This window comes from Acinetobacter albensis (genome assembly GCF_900095025.1).
In the GTDB taxonomy this organism is placed as follows: domain Bacteria; phylum Pseudomonadota; class Gammaproteobacteria; order Pseudomonadales; family Moraxellaceae; genus Acinetobacter; species Acinetobacter albensis.
Map to the genome: position 1 here is coordinate 40,841 of NZ_FMBK01000009.1, position 17,401 is coordinate 58,241.

The 17,401-nt window shown below is 37.5% G+C and carries 15 protein-coding genes, 2 tRNA genes and 1 pseudogene; 6 read left to right on the forward strand and 12 right to left on the reverse strand.

Features of this window, described 5'->3' with window-relative positions; translation table 11 throughout:
- Positions 1–358 precede the first annotated feature (358 nt).
- On the reverse strand, positions 359–1,306 hold the full coding sequence (locus GA0116959_RS08720; protein ID WP_092720251.1) for a pirin family protein: 948 nt from the start codon (positions 1,304–1,306) through the stop codon (positions 359–361).
- A 313-nt stretch (positions 1,307–1,619) separates the two neighbouring features.
- Here GA0116959_RS08720 and GA0116959_RS08725 point away from each other — a divergent pair, with 313 nt between their 5' ends.
- On the forward strand, positions 1,620–2,882 hold the full coding sequence (locus GA0116959_RS08725) for a GGDEF domain-containing protein (RefSeq protein ID WP_092720252.1): 1,263 nt from the start codon (positions 1,620–1,622) through the stop codon (positions 2,880–2,882).
- On the opposite strand, the pseudogene GA0116959_RS08730 reads toward GA0116959_RS08725, so the two are convergent.
- The 4 genes and pseudogenes from GA0116959_RS08730 to GA0116959_RS08745 all read right to left on the reverse strand — a co-directional run bounded on the left by GA0116959_RS08730 (position 2,883) and on the right by GA0116959_RS08745 (position 6,555).
- Positions 2,883–3,821, reverse strand: a pseudogene (locus GA0116959_RS08730) (restriction endonuclease). It lies immediately after the preceding gene.
- Positions 3,822–3,913: 92 nt separating this feature from the next.
- Positions 3,914–5,482: a glutamine-hydrolyzing GMP synthase gene (guaA, locus tag GA0116959_RS08735; RefSeq protein WP_053579037.1), complete on the reverse strand. Its 1,569-nt coding sequence runs from the start codon at positions 5,480–5,482 to the stop codon at positions 3,914–3,916.
- 143 nt (positions 5,483–5,625) lie between these two features.
- Complete coding sequence (locus GA0116959_RS08740; RefSeq protein ID WP_092720254.1) at positions 5,626–5,994, reverse strand: NirD/YgiW/YdeI family stress tolerance protein; 369 nt, start codon at positions 5,992–5,994, stop codon at positions 5,626–5,628.
- Between the two features lie 141 nt (positions 5,995–6,135).
- Positions 6,136–6,555 (reverse strand): DoxX family protein, encoded by a 420-nt coding sequence (locus tag GA0116959_RS08745; protein WP_092720255.1) that lies wholly within the window; start codon positions 6,553–6,555, stop codon positions 6,136–6,138.
- Between the two features lie 191 nt (positions 6,556–6,746).
- Between GA0116959_RS08745 and GA0116959_RS08750 the strand changes: the two genes are divergently transcribed.
- Complete coding sequence (locus GA0116959_RS08750) at positions 6,747–7,379, forward strand: DedA family protein (RefSeq protein ID WP_053579039.1); 633 nt, start codon at positions 6,747–6,749, stop codon at positions 7,377–7,379.
- Positions 7,380–7,415: 36 nt separating this feature from the next.
- Here the strand turns inward: GA0116959_RS08750 and GA0116959_RS08755 are convergent, their stop codons facing one another.
- The 5 genes from GA0116959_RS08755 to GA0116959_RS08775 all read right to left on the reverse strand — a co-directional run bounded on the left by GA0116959_RS08755 (position 7,416) and on the right by GA0116959_RS08775 (position 10,267).
- Positions 7,416–8,006 carry a LysE family translocator gene (locus GA0116959_RS08755; RefSeq protein WP_053579040.1) on the reverse strand — a complete coding sequence of 197 codons (591 nt, stop codon included), beginning with the start codon at positions 8,004–8,006 and terminating at the stop codon, positions 7,416–7,418.
- A gap of 219 nt (positions 8,007–8,225) precedes the next feature.
- Complete coding sequence (locus GA0116959_RS08760; RefSeq protein ID WP_053579041.1) at positions 8,226–8,612, reverse strand: hypothetical protein; 387 nt, start codon at positions 8,610–8,612, stop codon at positions 8,226–8,228.
- Positions 8,613–8,627: 15 nt separating this feature from the next.
- The gene (locus GA0116959_RS08765; RefSeq protein WP_092720257.1) at positions 8,628–9,464 is read right to left on the reverse strand and encodes a ParA family protein; all 837 of its coding nucleotides are present in this window, start codon (positions 9,462–9,464) and stop codon (positions 8,628–8,630) included.
- An 85-nt stretch (positions 9,465–9,549) separates the two neighbouring features.
- Complete coding sequence (locus tag GA0116959_RS08770) at positions 9,550–9,942, reverse strand: SirB2 family protein (protein ID WP_092720259.1); 393 nt, start codon at positions 9,940–9,942, stop codon at positions 9,550–9,552.
- 13 nt (positions 9,943–9,955) lie between these two features.
- Positions 9,956–10,267: a BolA family protein gene (locus GA0116959_RS08775; RefSeq protein WP_092720261.1), complete on the reverse strand. Its 312-nt coding sequence runs from the start codon at positions 10,265–10,267 to the stop codon at positions 9,956–9,958.
- Positions 10,268–10,472: 205 nt separating this feature from the next.
- Between GA0116959_RS08775 and GA0116959_RS08780 the strand changes: the two genes are divergently transcribed.
- From GA0116959_RS08780 to gorA, 3 genes are all read left to right on the forward strand, one after another.
- Positions 10,473–10,548 (forward strand) — tRNA-Gly (locus GA0116959_RS08780).
- A 39-nt stretch (positions 10,549–10,587) separates the two neighbouring features.
- Positions 10,588–10,663 (forward strand) — tRNA-Gly (locus tag GA0116959_RS08785).
- 378 nt (positions 10,664–11,041) lie between these two features.
- The gene (gorA, locus tag GA0116959_RS08790) at positions 11,042–12,394 is read left to right on the forward strand and encodes a glutathione-disulfide reductase (protein WP_092720262.1); all 1,353 of its coding nucleotides are present in this window, start codon (positions 11,042–11,044) and stop codon (positions 12,392–12,394) included.
- A 381-nt stretch (positions 12,395–12,775) separates the two neighbouring features.
- On the opposite strand, the gene mhpT is transcribed toward gorA, so the two are convergent.
- On the reverse strand, positions 12,776–13,981 hold the full coding sequence (mhpT, locus tag GA0116959_RS08795) for a 3-(3-hydroxy-phenyl)propionate transporter MhpT (RefSeq protein WP_092720264.1): 1,206 nt from the start codon (positions 13,979–13,981) through the stop codon (positions 12,776–12,778).
- A 619-nt stretch (positions 13,982–14,600) separates the two neighbouring features.
- Between mhpT and GA0116959_RS08800 the strand changes: the two genes are divergently transcribed.
- The gene (locus tag GA0116959_RS08800; protein WP_092720266.1) at positions 14,601–15,494 is read left to right on the forward strand and encodes a LysR substrate-binding domain-containing protein; all 894 of its coding nucleotides are present in this window, start codon (positions 14,601–14,603) and stop codon (positions 15,492–15,494) included.
- 103 nt (positions 15,495–15,597) lie between these two features.
- Here the strand turns inward: GA0116959_RS08800 and GA0116959_RS08805 are convergent, their stop codons facing one another.
- A complete protein-coding gene (locus GA0116959_RS08805) occupies positions 15,598–17,205 on the reverse strand; it encodes a bifunctional 3-(3-hydroxy-phenyl)propionate/3-hydroxycinnamic acid hydroxylase (protein ID WP_092720267.1) in 1,608 nt (535 codons plus the stop codon).
- Positions 17,206–17,401: the final 196 nt, after the last annotated feature.

The window sequence follows — 17,401 nt, forward strand, 5'->3', positions numbered from 1 at the left end:
TTAAAGCTGTTTGAGCAAGAATCTCTACAACTTTTTTCTTTAATTTTTGCATTCAGGCTTACACAAAATACAGCTGATATTCAATCGACACTTCAGCTTGTTGATGCTCGTTAAAGTCGCATCTACAGAAAAATGACTTTATAACATTGACTGAAGACCATGAGCGTAGACGCAAGGATAATGATGCTACATTACACATGAGCCGCTAACTGGACCTTTGCCCCACCTCAAAATGCTGATCTATCTATCGGTGTTAAATGAAGTATCTCTGCTGCTTTATACTCGACCGCGGCTCAGCCAAATACTGGCCATTAGAAGTTGTACCCATTATCCTATGTCTATTTCCTGAATTCTGTCTTTATTTTGAAGCCCGCATTCTTTCTGGAAATGTCGGTGCTTCTAAGCGTGGGCCTTCGTAATCGGGAATATGACCAAAACGCTCATCTTGATTAATCCATTGTTCGCGCGCTTGATACAACTCTTCTTGGGTACGCCCAACAAAATTCCACCACAGTAAAATAGGCGACTCAAAAGGCTCACCACCCAATAATAAAATACGACTCCCGCCATGTAATTGAATGTCTATTTCGAGCAAACCCGGTTCCAATACCACCATATTATCTTCATTTAATTCATGTCCATTGACGACTGCTCCGCCTTCCAACGCCATAAATCCATATTCAAAAGCAGGATTCAGCACAATTCGAGTCGTGGTCGTTTCTTTGGCGGTTAAATCTACGCCCAACAATGCACTATGTACAACAACAGGAGACTGAGTGTCTAAAAACTCTCCCACTAGCACCGTAAATTCAATTTGATCTTTTTCTACCACGGGCAGTTCTGGATAATGATCAAAACGCGGTTCGATATTCAACTTATCATCTGGTAAGGCAATCCAAAGCTGAGCAGCATGCATGTGGGTTTCTGTTTCTGGAGCAACTTCGGTATGCGAAATACCATGCCCTGCTGTCATCAAATTGACCTGTTTGGGACGAATTAATTGCTGAGTTCCCAAACTGTCGCTATGCATCATGGTGCCTTCAATCATCCAAGTGAATGTTTGCAAACCAATATGTGGATGTGGACCGACATCCAACCCTTCGCCTTGAGGAAAAGTCACTGGACCCGCATGATCCAGAAAACACCATGCGCCAATTAAACGTTTATGTCGACTCGGTAAAGCCCGTTTAATTACAGTGCCTTGTCCAATTTCTGCACTTCGTAGTGGAAATTCTTGAATAAATTGATTGACGTATTTTTCACAATCGTCTGAGTAAGAAAGCTCTGTATAATTGCTATTGGTCATATGATAATCCTCAATTCTATTAACGCGATGATACTTGCCTATTCTGAATCTTGATTGATGATCCTATAACCATGGACAGATTCAACCTAGCTTTAAATCAATATGCCAAATATTCTAATGAGAACAATATTATTTTTGCAATTTTTAACTATTTTATAGATTATTCAAGCTTTAAGCGCTTATTTATATGAATTTTAAAAATAAAAAGAATTTTGTCACAATTCTTTTTACGCATTTTGCTTGTTATTTTATATACAAAATTTAAGCTTCAGAATATGATCAATCGATAAGAATCCCAATTAGGGGCAGTTTTATGTCGATAGGAAAGATAGGGAATTCTCAGTACAACAATAATAAAAAAAATTATTATAGTGAAGGGAGTCACACCAATCATGAAACAGCATATATTTTGCCAGAACAATTATGTACGCTTGAAAATCGCAACGCGATAGAGCAGGCACTCATTGACACGAAAACACGTGTTCCCGAATCATTAAAACCCTACTATTTTGACTATCAAAACAAGCATCAGCGCCAGTTTTTAGAGCGTGTCAATCTGATTGGCCAACTGACTTTTTTAAGTTATTTCTTTGTCGACTGGTTCCTTTTACCTGATATTGCGACACTTTCAGGTATTTTGCGTTTAAGCCTCGTACTTTGCACACTTTTAATCAATTCATTTATTTTCCGTTATTGCAAAAATATCAAGATTTTAGACAGTCTGCTTCCAGTTTACGTGACTTTGGCTGCCGCTATATGGGTTGAGCTGTTATATCTATCGAATAGCCCTATTGTTTCAAACTATATCTACGCAGCTGTTATTTTCATTTTATTGGGAAATTTATGTGTACAGGTGTGTTTTCGATATTCCGTCCTTACTTCATTTCTAATTAGCCTCGTGATTCTTCAGGGGGTGTATCGAATATTTGATTATCAAGATGTGATTATTTTCTTATTAACTTATATTCCTGTCCTATTACTGAGCATGTATATTAGTTGGAATAACACTTTAAATTCAAAAAGAAATTTTTTACGTGTTCTGTTAAATGACTGGAATTATTATGCATTAACTGAACTGGCACATACCGATGAATTAACCCAATTGAATAACCGTCGGCAATTTATGCAAGTTGCAGACCAAACTATTCGTAAATGGCCAAAATATAATTTAGCTTGTTTACTGATGTTCGATATCGATTTTTTTAAAAAAATTAATGATACATATGGGCATGATGTGGGTGATGAAGTTCTGCGTATACTCTCTGAAATTACCCGTAATGAAATGCGATTTACTGATGTGCTTGCGCGTTTTGGTGGGGAAGAATTTATTGCCTTATTGCCAAACACTACTTTAGATGATGCAGTTATTCTTGCAAATCGTTTATGTAAAAAAATAGAAGATCATCAAGTCAATATTCAAAATAAATTCTTTTTTAATTTTACCGTCTCGATTGGTGTCTCTCAGCTACAATCTCAAGAAAATGATTTAACTGTCCTGATTAAAAATGCCGACATTGCACTTTATCAAGCCAAGAAAAATGGACGTAATCAAGTTGCTGTTTATACCTGTGAATAGCTAAAAATTTTCTTCATCAAAGCGATCTTGGTCTATTTTATAGATATGAAAGCTCCTTTCCACTTGTACACCTAAACCGAACTCAATCATTAACGAAGTAAGCTTATCCCCATCTATTAAAACAATCCCAGATTTACCCGCAGACTCTTTAGCTTCTTTGCTAAAAGTTGAGGTGGTAATAAATACCCCCTTCTTAGCCACTTGATCTGCCAATGCGCCTTTAAATTGTTGAATATCAGGACGGCCCACCGTATTTTCCCAACGTTTGGCTTGAATATAAATCTTATCTAAACCTAAACGATCTTCGCTAATAATACCGTCAATCCCACCATCACTTGTTTTGCCTATCGCTTGAGCAGCATCTTGATGCGAACCGCCATACCTCATAGCAACCAATAAATCGACGACTAATCTTTCGAAAAATGCAGGATTATTTTCTTTAACCAATTTCAGTAAATCACTCTTTAATGATTCTTTTAATAATTCAGTTGTCTCTATGATTATTTCATCAGGCGTTCTTTGATCATCTGACTTCTGTAATAGTATCCTATCAATATTTTTTTCTTGCTGAATTTCCTGATTTTCTTTAGAGATTCCTAATTTATAATTTGAGAAACTTTCGAACTGCATCAAAAACTCATTCGTAATACTTGTCAACTTTACTAAATCCAATTGACGTCCTATTGGGCTTAATTCACAAAATCCACGCTAAGGCTGATTTATCAAACCTGCCTTAGCTAAATAAGTTTTAGCCCAGCCAGTACGATCATAAAAAACTGTTTTTGTACCACTTGATAATCTTAAACTCAGTTCTTCTTGACTAAGCCCTGAACTCTCTGCCAAAAGCCTAGCCATTTCACCAAATTTAATGGCCTCTTGTTGCTCTGAAAGTAACTTCAGCAATGGAAGCATCAATTGATCGTAAGTTGGCAAAGACATTTTATTCTCTAATTAAGATACTAGTTTTCAAACAGTATAAAAAGAAAAGAGCGCTTAGGCGCTCTTTTTTAAAGATAATTTTCGTTAGAAAATTATTCCCATTCAATCGTAGCAGGTGGCTTAGAAGACACGTCATAAACCACACGAGAAACGTCAACAATTTCATTCATAATACGCGTCGAGATCTTGTCTACTAAATCATATGGAAGATGCGCAAAACGTGCTGTCATAAAGTCAACAGTTTCAACAGCACGAAGTGCAATCACCCACGCATAACGACGGCCATCACCTACCACACCAACCGATTTAACAGGTTGGAATACAGCAAATGCTTGCGCAGTTTTGTCATACCAGCCGCTAGCACGAAGCTCTTGCATGAAAATGTCATCTGCTAAACGTAAAATGTCAGCATATTCTTTTTTCACTTCACCCAAAATACGCACGCCCAAACCCGGACCTGGGAATGGATGACGGTAAAGCATTTCGAACGGAAGACCTAAAGTTGTACCTAAACGGCGAACTTCGTCTTTAAACAAATCACGGATTGGCTCAACCAATTCAAAGGCCAAATCTTCTGGTAAACCGCCCACGTTGTGGTGCGATTTAATCACATGCGCTTTACCATTTTTAGTTGCAGCAGATTCGATTACGTCTGGATAAATGGTGCCTTGTGCAAGGAAGTTTACGCCATCAAGTTTACGTGCTTCTTCTGCAAATACACCAATGAACTCACGGCCAATGATCTTACGTTTTTTCTCAGGATCCACTTCACCTTTCAGCGCAGTTAAGAAACGCTCTTCAGCATCAGCACGAATCACACGGATACCCATGTTTTTCGCAAACATATCCATCACTTGTTCGCCTTCGTTTAAACGAAGTAAACCGTTATCTACGAATACACAAGTGAGTTGGTCGCCAATGGCACGATGTAAAAGTGCAGCCACCACAGATGAATCGACACCACCTGAAAGACCTAACAATACTTTTTGATCACCAATTTGTGCACGTAATTGCTCAACACGTAAGTCAATGATGTTTTCAGAATTCCATAGGTTACGGCAACCACAGATACCGTGAACGAAGTTAGAGAGTAATTCCGCACCTTGAGTAGTGTGGGTAACTTCTGGATGGAATTGAATACCGTAGAAACGACGCTCTTCATCAGAAACCATTGCAAATGGGCAACTTGGTGTGCTGGCAGTCACTTGGAAACCCGTTGGAATACGCGTTACTTTGTCACCATGGCTCATCCAAACTTTAAGTTGATCTTTGGTATCTTCAAGATCACCAATCAGTTTGTCACGAACCTGAATATTCACTTCAGCATAGCCAAACTCATGTACAGTTCCTGGCTCTACTTTACCGCCAAGTTGTTCTGACATGGTTTGTAAACCATAGCAAATACCTAGAACAGGTACGCCTAAGTTGAATACAACTTCTGGTGCACGTGGACTACCTTCTTCATGAACACTTTCTGGACCACCTGAAAGGATAATCCCGTTTGGGTTAAATGCACGAATGTCTTCTTCAGACATATCAAATGCGTACATTTCTGAATAAACACCAGCCTCACGTACACGACGTGCAATCAGCTGGCTATATTGAGAACCGAAATCCAAAATTAGGATACGATCTTCAGTAATTTGGGTATTGGTAGTCATGGCAAACAACTATGCAGGCAACGAATATAAGCGCGATATTCTAACATTTTTCCAGGCAATACGCATACTATTCGCTCAAGCGCTGTATGCTTTTGATTATGTAATATTTCGGACAGAAAAAAGCACCTTTTCAGGTGCATTTTTTATTCAGTGACTTTCTCTATTTTAACCACTTCAATATCGGTCGGTTTATAACGATGCGTATCGACTTCTCCTATTGCAGTGACTTTATCCCCTGCTTTTAACCCTGCTGCTTTCCAGAGGTCATCATCTATTTCAAGTAAGATCAGTCCTGTACCATCATTAAATTCATAATGTTCCTGATTTAGATGTTTCAACAATGTTCCTGTCAAAGTCACCGCAGTTGCATCTGGCAGTTTTTTAGCCTCAGCCACTGTTACAACTTTTTGTGCTGCCTCAGCCACAATCACGTGATCATCTTTCCCTGCCCAAACGCTTGTTGTAGCCAAAAGCGAACCTGTTAGACACAATGTCATCCACATTTTATTCATGAATTATTTCTCTTGTTATCAGGATCAAGCTTTTAATTTAAACAAAAATAGGCATGCTGTACGCTGATCTTTTGTAACTAAGCGAATGCACCACAATATGCAAAATTGGCTGAAAAATTCAGCCAACTACCATGATTTAATTCAAGGCTTTTCTATTTGACTATCTAGACTGAATTTACCTGCACCATGCAACATCAAAAACAACAGACCGCCTGTCATTGCAAAGTTTTTCATAAAATCAATACTATCTTCTGCACTGCCATGAAATAAAAATGCAGTGATCAAACTAAATATAGCTAAACCAAATGCTGCAAAGCGCGCTTGAAAACCAAATAACAAGGCTAAACCACCACCAAACTCAATCAGAATCGTTAACGGCAGCATGGCACCAGGCACACCCATATTTTCCATATAACCCACTGTTGCACTATACGCAGTTATTTTGCCCCAACCTGCCACAATAAAAATATACGCCATCAGGATCCGTGCGATCAGACTAACCCAAGCATCGACATGGGTATTTTGAACGAAATTTTTTACCACAACATTGGGATTTAACATAAGACCATGACCTGAATATTTTGTTTGGATGAATCGATATTAGGCGGTTTGTATTGAATAATAAAGCATCTATTTGCAGATACATCGTTGCAAAAATAGAATGATTATACTGGAATTTATTTCCTGATTTATACTGACTTTCAAGGCTTAGACTGCTAGGATTTCAGCACATTTTCCCTACCTGTGATCCCATGGAACTGCTTGATTTTATATTACATGTCGATGAACACTTGCTTGAGTTTATAAACAATTATGGTGTCTGGATTTATGCCATTTTATTTCTCATTATTTTTGTAGAGACAGGTTTGGTGGTCATGCCGTTTCTCCCTGGCGATAGTTTATTGTTTGCAGCAGGTGCATTGGCTGCATCCACGGGAGCAATGGATCCTTGGGTACTCATGGGACTACTCTTTATTGCGGCCGTGTTAGGCGATACTTTAAATTATCATATTGGTAAATTTATTGGGCCACGTGTATTTGAAGTAGAATCCCGTTTTATCAACAAACAACACTTGGCGTATACCCAAAAGTTTTTTGAAAAGCATGGCGGCAAAACCATTATTTTTGCTCGATTTGTTCCTTTTGCCCGTACGTTTGCACCTTTTGTGGCAGGGGCAGGCAGCATGAATTATAAATATTTTCTGTCCTATAATGTCATTGGTGCTTTTTGCTGGATTAGCTCTTTTATTACTTTGGGTTATTTATTTGGAAATATGCCCATTGTCAAAGATAATTTCACCCATTTAATTTTTGGCATTATTATTATTAGTGTTCTTCCGGGCATTATTGGTTTTATTCGTCAGAAGATGAAAAAGAACAACTAATTTTTCTGTATAAAAAATAATCTTGAAAGATAAAAATTAAAAAAAACGAATCACCACGGGTAACATACACATCAGCAGCAACATGGCCGATCCTTTATATAAAAGATCGGTTTTTATTTGCTTAAATTGACCCGCCAAAATAGCACGGCCGAAAGACATCCAAAACAGAACACTTGGCAATAACACCAACCCAAAAATTGCAAAAACCACAATAAAATTGGTCGGGTTAGACCATGTTTCTGGTGGAAAAACGCCCGCTGCGAATAAGAGTGCCTTCGGATTCTTTAATGTGGAAAAAAATAGCTGACGCGGTGTAATGGCAACATAGCGTTGATTATGCTGCTGTAAATGTGCTGAACGCCATAAATGGAACGCCAGCCACAGTACATAAGCTGCACTTAAAAGATGTAAAATATGGGTGAGATGTGGCCAAATAGGATGACATAAATGCAGAAAAATTGCCCATAAATTAATGGCATAGAAATAGCCAAATAATTCTGCGGGAATAAATAGACTGGTTTTTTTAAGTCCTTGTTGATGTGCTGAACTTGCAAGTAATGCGTTGGTTGGGCCTGGAATCATCAGTACCGCAATCATTGCCAATACAAAAAGCCAACTTTCAATCATAAAGACCTACATCACCATTAAACAGGAACACACCTTATACGAAACTCATAAAAAGTGACATATTTTTTAATGCGAAAATATAGTCTCTATGGTTTTAATTTAGCTCTTTAAAATCATAAACAATTATTTTAATTCATTTTTTTATGAAACATTTTGCTAACATTTTGTCAAAACAGCCCACTTTTTAACTCAACAACTGTATGGCTATTTTTGTGAAATTCATGCTTTATTACGAAGAATGATGGGGCAGTTTTTAAATTGAGCTGCTTGAACCATTGCTTCTTGCTCACCTAAAAGCCGTGCTAATTCGGTATTTTTTGTGTTAGAGGATTGACCCATATTGACTGAAACGCTCGGCCCTATTCCCCAACCTCCACGACTTCCCCAACCACCGCCAAGACCGAGACCAACGCCCACACCTGTTCGCTTAGGTGCTTGCACGCCATTGTCAACATAGTGCTGAATACGATTATATTCACTTTGCAACTGTGAACAATTCAGGGCTTGATATTGTGTTGGTGAAACGTAGCTGGGTTTCACCGTTGTTGCACACGCACCAAGTAAAAAAGTACTGCTGATCAATAAACCGAGATAAAGCGTTTTCATAGTTAATCTCAAATCTTATTTTTGCTCAATTTCATTGAACAATAATTGATAGGCCTGCGTCAACTTATGTTCAGCAGCCAAATGAATGAGAGGCTGATTTTTTACATGCGATTCTTTCATCAAAATGGAAGGCGGCAACATATTGTCTAAAACTGGCATCCCTTCATCTTTAAGTTGTTGTACCACTTCACGCGGTAATTTTGCCTGTGCTTGAAACTGGTTCACCACAATGCCTTCAATCTCTAAACGATCATTATGGTCGTCCTGAGTTTCAATGATATTTTCAATTAACGTGTTTAAAGCTCGTTTTGAAAACACATCGCAGTCAAACGGAATGAGGACTCGATCTGCGGCAATCAAAGCCGATAAAGTAAAGAAATTAAACGCAGGCGGTGTATCAATATAAACACGTTCATATTGTTCTGCCAGTTGTTGCAAAGCATCGCGCAATTTATAAATTTTGTGTTTCGATTCTAGAGCATGAGCCAAATTGCCCAATGTTGGACTGGCTGGAATCACGTCTAGATTTTTAAAGGGAGATTGATGTACATAGCTTTCTAAACCTTTGCTACGGTTTTTTAAAATGGAGCCAATCGCATTGCTTAAAAGTCCTTTGCCTTGCGGATTACCCAATACTTCTTCAAAATAATTTTCAATATTGGGTTCAAGCGCGGGTTTATCTGCAGAATAAGTGGCATCATCCCCCAACAAATATTGACTGGAATTGGCTTGCGGATCGAGGTCAATCAATAAGGTTTTAAAACCTTGATGAGCACTGATTGCTGCTAAATTGACGGTAATACTTGATTTACCGACGCCACCCTTTTGATTAAAAACCACACGTGTCCGCATTCCAGTCCTCGATTATTTTGTATTTATATATTCATGAAGTAGTTTAACCTACTGATTTTTTATTCAGAATAATTATGTCCAACAATTAACCAAAATTTGGTTTCATCATCACCAAAGCTAAAATTGCAATTAAGGCAACAATAGCAATCGCTAAACCTGCGCGACGCTGAATCAACAAAATTTGATCATCTTTTTTATAGGCTTTGATTAATGATGAAAATAACACCAAAAATAAAACCACTTTGGCATAGAACCAAGATTGTACCTCGAAGTTTTTAATGACTAAAGAAACAACGCCTGTCAGTACAATACAAGTCATCACCAAGTGTTGTAGTGCCACAAAAAATTTACGTGCGACAGGATTGGGCTGGTTGCCTTGCACACCTATAAATAAAGTAAAGGCGCGTGCAATGATCACTCCGATGAGCACAGTTATGCTGATCATGTGAATTATTTTTACCGTTAGCTGCATATCCATAAATTAAGCTTCCTTAGTCGGATTTTGGTGCATGTGCACAATCAGGACTTGTCGTGGCCTGTCCTGTCCATTCTGAAGGAAGGAAAGTATGAATCGCTAAAGCATGAATCGCACCTGGACTCAACAAATCTCCAGCAGCTGCATAAATTTTTTGATGACGTTGTACTAAGCGCAAGCCTTCAAATGCTTCACTGACCACAATCACTTTAAAATGGGATTCTTTTCCAGGAAAATATCCACCATGACCTGAAGATTCATTCACCACTTCTAAATGTATCGGTGATAAATCGTTTAATCGTTGAATCAGTTGTTGTTCTAAATGCATTCTCAGTACTCCAAAATCACTTTGCTTGCAGTATAGCCTGTTCTTATAAAATATTTAGTAGAGACGTGATAAATCATTTCTCTTCGTCACATTTGAGTATTTTAGAAACAATACGCAGGAAAAATGGTTTTATTTTATGCAATTGATACAAGTTTTTTCACAAAATGATTGACCACATTTTCACATAATGTATTATACACGGCATGCGGGAATAGCTCAGTTGGTAGAGCATAACCTTGCCAAGGTTGGGGTCGAGAGTTCGAGTCTCTTTTCCCGCTCCAAATTTTTTAGTGTAAGTTTTAGAAAAAACTGCTCAATAAGCGGGAATAGCTCAGTTGGTAGAGCATAACCTTGCCAAGGTTGGGGTCGAGAGTTCGAGTCTCTTTTCCCGCTCCAAATTTAAAAAAGCTCTCATCGAAAGATGGGAGCTTTTTTCTTATTGTTTTTTAAAACACTGTTTATCATTTGAATCCAAATTTTAAGTCATTCTATTATTTCTCATCTTAATATAATTTAGCGTTGTGACCAGAGTGTGACCAAAATCTGTCTATAGCTGATTTAAGATTATAAAAATAAATATCCAACTTATTAATTGTTAGAGAAAAGAGATCAATAAAATACTGTTAAAAAAGGAAATATATTCACGGACTAGATACAAAACAATGCAATGGCCTCAATTTAGTCGATGTTAAACTCTCTTTATCCCTATTTTGAGTGCTCAAAATGAAAGAGCCATTTTAAATAAAATAACGTAAAAAGATAACGAGGTCATAAATGTCTAAACACTATGATTATATTGCCATTGGTGGTGGTAGCGGTGGAATTGCATCAGTAAATCGTGCTGCATCTTATGGAAAAAAATGTGCCTTGATTGAAGTCGCGGATTTAGGAGGTACTTGCGTTAATGTCGGCTGCGTGCCTAAAAAAGTCATGTGGTACTCCGCTCAAATTGCAGATGCGATTCAAAAATATGGCCCGAGTTATGGATTTAATACTGAACTTAAAAAATTTGATTGGGAAAAACTGGTAGAAAATAGACAAGCCTACATCAAAAGAATTCACGCATCGTATCAATCGGGTCTCAGTAAAAACAATGTGGATGTGATCCATGGTTTCGCAACATTCGTTGATGATAAAACCATTGAAGTTAATGGTGAAACCTATACAGCAAACCATATTTTGATTGCCACAGGAACTCAACCCTCTCGCCCAGATATTGAAGGGGCTGAATTCGGCATTGATTCAAATGGTTTCTTTGAGTTACAAGCCTTACCAAAACGTACGGCGATTATTGGTTCAGGTTACATTGCTGTTGAATTAGCAGGTGTTTTAAATTCTTTAGGTTCTGAAGTTCATCTCTGTATACGTAAAAACTTACCCTTACGCAGTCTAGATAAGTTTTTAAGTGAAACCTTGTTAGACAGCATGCGCAACGATGACATTCAAGTTCACACCCAAGCAACGCCTGCTAAAGTCTCCAAACTTGAAGATGGTTCTCTCCTTTTACATCTAGAAGATGGTACACAGCATAGTATTGACTGCCTCATTTGGGCGGTTGGACGAAACCCCAATACCAAAGCACTGAAACTCGAAAATACCTCTATTCAATTAGATGATTCCAAATACATTCAAGTTGACCAGTTCCAAAACACATCCGCACCCCATATTTATGCAGTAGGCGATATTACGGGTAAAGTTGAATTAACACCTGTGGCTGTCGCTGCGGGTCGTAAACTCTCAGAACGTTTGTTTAATGGCAAATCTGGCGAATATTTAAATTATGACAATATACCCACGGTCGTTTTTAGCCATCCACCGATTGGCACGGTGGGTTTAACCGAGGAGCAGGCTGTTTCAAAATTTGGACAAGACCAGATTAAAATATATAGCTCATCTTTTACATCCATGTATACGGCAGTAACCGAGCATCGACAAGCTTCAAAAATGAAATTAATTTGCTCTGGAGCTGAAGAAAAAATAGTGGGTATACATGGTATTGGTTATGGGATGGATGAAATTTTGCAAGGTTTTGCTGTCGCACTCAAAATGGGGGCCACCAAAAAAGATTTTGATGATACGGTGGCTATCCACCCGACTTCAGCTGAAGAATTCGTCACCATGCGTTAGTTTTTGAGTTAAAAAGAAAGCATAAAAATCCCGACATCCTGTTGGGATTTTTATTTTGGGATCTATCAAAAGCGCTGACAGGGTTTTATAAAATCAGGTTCTTATTTTCAAGTTAAAAATTCATTCAGAACCATCAGGACACAACGCACAAACAGCGCCTTTCAATCCAAAGTTTATCGGGTGCTCTCTAAAGCTAGGATAAGAGTGATTAGAAATAAGCATTGATCAATATTTTCAATATCACAATCTGATTTTGATTACGTTCGATTCAATTCACTACACCATAGAACAGGATTAAGTTGAGTCAACAAAACCCTTTCTCTGTATTTTTGATCAGTAAAGATCAATTCACCTTATCGTTCAACCTATAAGATGATCATTTTATTTCAACGTAGATTTATAATGTGACAGTGTCGCAACGGCAATTGCTGAAATAATGACTGCAGGCAAACTTGCGACCAAAATTCCTGTAGTTCCCACGCCTAAAGCCAAGATTTTTCCTGTTAATAATGGCCCAGTCATTGCGCCTAACCGACCTAAGGAAATCGCACTGCCTACACCCGTGACTTTACCTGTACCTGAGTAGAAAATTGGTGAGATCCCGTACAGAATAGATTGTCCTCCTGTAGAAAAGATGCCACCCATCACGCCAGCTATAATTAACATCGGAATATACGTGGTGGTGAACAATAAACTTAACGCAATAAATAGACCACTATAAATAATTGCGGCCAATTGCCAAAGTTTTAAACGATCCAGTAAGTAGCCCAATCCTAAAGTACCAATGACTGCACCCACTTGAAAGACCAACATAACCATAAACGCTTGTTGTTTTTCTAAGCCTTGCTCCATCAATAAATTAGGTAACCAACTAATCAAAATATAGTTAATCATTAAGGTAAAGAAAAAACCTGTCCAAAGCGGCAAAGTCTTTTTATATTGTTGATCTTTAAATAATACCTGTGCCATGTTAGGCACAGTTTCTGTTGCTGTATGGTTCACAGTCAATGCTTTCGGCTTATCTTTAAGAATAATGGCCATGAATGGAATTAATAACAACGGCATTAATCCGCCAATTAAAAATAAAGTTTGCCATTTAATCTCGGGTAATAAGATTGCAAGACTGGCAACAAAAATTGCGCCTACAGGTAATCCGCAATACATCAAACTATTTAATTTACCCCGATTTTTTTCAGTTGCTTCATCGCCCACAACTGAAATCATGGTTGGCATTGCTGCCCCCAGACCTAAACCTGTAATAAAACGAGCGGCATATAAAACTTCAACAGTCGGTGCTAATGCAGTGATAGACATAAACACACCAAAAATTGCAATAGAGAGCATAAGAACTTTCTTTTGCCCCATATAATCTGCAATTCTCCCCCCAAAAAATGCGCCAAATAACATTCCGAAGACACCTAAACTAAAGACATAGCCCATTTGCACTTGGTCTAAACCGAAAGTTAATGCGATTCCTTTGGCGGCAATGCCTGGGGCTTGAAGGTCAAAGCCTTCAAAAAAAGCGACCCAAAAACATAAAAATATGGTTAATATTTTTTGTACTTTCCCTGTGTGTATCTGCGTCATGCTTGATCTCCATCCATAAAATACAAATCGTTTTAAAACGATGATTTGCTCCCCTATTCTGTGTTTAATCTTTATACATAAATACCAAGACAATGGTCGGATATAATCAAGCTAAACTTAATAAAATACCGCTTATTCGAATCAAAATATTAAAAAAAAGAGTTTTGGATAATCAAATAATTTTTATTATTCAATCTATTCATATGTTTATGAAAATAAGTAGTTATTTATGATTAAACCATACTCAAAACAGATGAGTTAAAATTTGGAAATAAAAAATAATATTGGTTAAGCGTTAAATAATCCAATTAACGACACATTCAGCTTTTTATTTTTTATATTGACCATTTTTGTGTATCCAATATTTAAAATAATTTTTAGTTGCTTTCATCTCAAAAAATTTAATTCAAACCCATATCAGCACTTAATGCTTGATTATTAAAACCACACAACCAAAATATAAAAACCTTGCCGAAATACAGTTAAAATCTGATATCGTTTGATTGAATAAGATGAAATCTGCACTGTATGAAGAACATTCTGATGAAAATATAGGTTTTTGATCAAGTCTGAACGTTTAGTACAATTTTTAAATCCTTAAGGAATATACAGTAAAATTATGGAATTACGTCATTTGCGGTATTTTGTTGCGGTTGCTGAAGAGCTCAATTTCACTAAAGCAGCTCAACGTATGTGTACGGTGCAACCTTCATTAAGTCAACAAATTAAAGATTTAGAACAAGAAGTGGGTGTACAACTTTTGGTACGTACCAATCGTAAAGTTGAACTGACAGAAGAAGGAAAAGCATTTTTAAAAGAAGCATTACTTTGTTTAGAACATGCAAAAAAAGCCATACACGATGCACGTCAAGTCTCTAAGTTTAATCAGGATCATTTAAATATAGGCTTTATTCCTGTCGCAGAAATGAAGGTATTCCCCTATATCATGCCCAATATTCGTGCGCACTTTCCTAGTTTAACCATTAATTTTCAAAGCCTGACAGATGAATTGCAATTTCAGGCATTAAAAAAAGGCGAAATTGATATCGCCTTTACACGTTATATCGATGAAAATGAAGAACTTGAGTCGTTGCAAGTTTTTCAAGAACCTTTGGTTTTAATTGTTCCAAAAGACGCCTCAGTGACATCAGTAAAACAAGTCAATATTAAAAGTTTCAATCAACAAAATTTCGTGATCAGTGATGAAGCATCTTCACCACAACTCTATAAAATTATTCAAAACTTTTTAAAGAAAGAAAAACTTAGCCCTAATATCGTGCAGTATTCGACCAATATTTTACTAAATGTAAATTTAGTGGGGATGGGATTAGGTTGGAGTCTCGTACCGATGTATGTAACGCCACTCTTGGGTGATAAAGTGGTGGTGAAAAATACCGTTGAACCTTTACCAATGATTAGCTTATATGTCAGCTATCGCAAAAATCAGAAAAATGAAGCAATTGATTTAATTTTAAGAATATTAAAAGAACACTTTTATATTAATATTTTGTAATTCAGCTCTAAACAAAATTTAATCAGAGAAATTTAAGTGATTGAGTTTTATGGATGATAAAAAAGTCACTGAATTCAGTGACTTTTTTTATTTAATTCAGTAATTATGAATACAGTTTTTCAAATAACTGATTGCTAATACTATTTACTGTCTGCGGAATCGCTAAGGCTGCCACAAAACGATCAGGACGTAAAATCACAATCGATTGGGTGGTTTTACCAAACCATGTACGAATATCTATCCCCACATCTCCAATCGTAATTACGCCATCTAGTTTTTTACGTTGCGGATTATCCATTTGTATTGCTGGAAGTACTTGGATAAATTTCACCCCGAGAGTTTGCCATTTTTGCATGGTTGCATCATTGATGCCCCATTTAGGGTTAACACCCCAAGCAATAATTGCAAAATCATTTGCAATCACTTCATCCAGTAAAACCGATTCACCAGAGTCTAGTTTAACTTGAGGCTGAATAAACATCTTACCAATAGGTGAATGCTTATTGCTATCTTTGACCAAGGCACCATCTGCGTATTTAGGCATCGGTTTAAAGCGCATTTCCAATAAATATTGTTTGATGGGTTTAATGTAATTTAAAGCGTAAGCAATTCGATCACGGACAAAACCTTGCCAGACTTTAGGCGGTGCAAGTACATGACCCGCCATGACCGAAAGATCGATCATGGCTTTGGCATGATCTTTTCGTTCAAGTTGATAAGAGTCGAGTAATTCAGGACCCGATTTGCCTTCGACCACCAACGCAATTTTCCAAGCAAGGTTGAATGCATCACGCATACCACTGTTATAACCTTGGCCTTGCCATACTGGCATAATGTGGGCCGCATCACCTGCCAATAAAATTCGATCAACACGGAATTTATCCGCAATACGGGCATTATGGGTGTAGACACGTTGACGAATCACTTCAATGTTTTCAGTATTTGGAAGGACTTTAGCAAGAAGTTTATTAATATTTTCCGGCTTGCTGAGTTCTTCTTGAGTTTCACCCGGCATGACCATGAATTCGAAACGGCGGATACCGTGTGGTAAAGCAGCAGAAACATAGGGACGCACAGGATCACAACACAAATAAACATGTGGCGTGGCTAATGGATCATTTTCAAGATCAATCACAATCCACTGATTGGGCGCTGTTTTACCATCAAATCCAATATTTAACGTGCGTCGAACAATAGAGTTTCCTCCATCACACGCAATCAAATATTGAGCCTGAATCACTTCAGCTTGCTGGTCTGCAGTTTGAATATTTAAAGTGACGCCATCGGCATCTTGACTAAATTGGGTCAGATCACGCGAAAATAAAATCTGGGCTGTTTTATAGTTTTTTAAATTTTCGAGTAAAACTTTATCCACCTGTGGCTGAATAAAAGCATTACGACGTGGCCAACCAAATTCACGCGTCATGGGTTGAATATCGGCAAAACAATGACCTTTTGGGGTTAAAAAACGCATGGCATGATTTGGCGTGGTATGCGGTAAAACTTGTTCAATTAAACCGAGGGATTGGATGGTACGTAAAGATTCATCATCAATCCCAATCGCACGTGGGTAATCAATCAAACTCGCCAACTGTTCTACAACAATGACTGAAATGCCTTGCTTGCTTAAGTAATTGGCAATCGTTAAGCCCACTGGGCCTGCACCTAAAATTGCCACTTGGGTTTTATAATTAATTGGGTTAGTACTCATAGCGAAATCCATTCCAGTCACAATTAAGTCTATTAACGGTGAATACGGAGGTCTGAACAAGCTAGTCTATAGTCGTTATATAGGTTAAGAGAAATGACTGACATTCAATATTTAAAATATAAGCAATTGAAAAATAAAATATTTATCAATTAAAACAAATCTGTTTTGATGATCTGTTCATCATTTTTTTCTATCA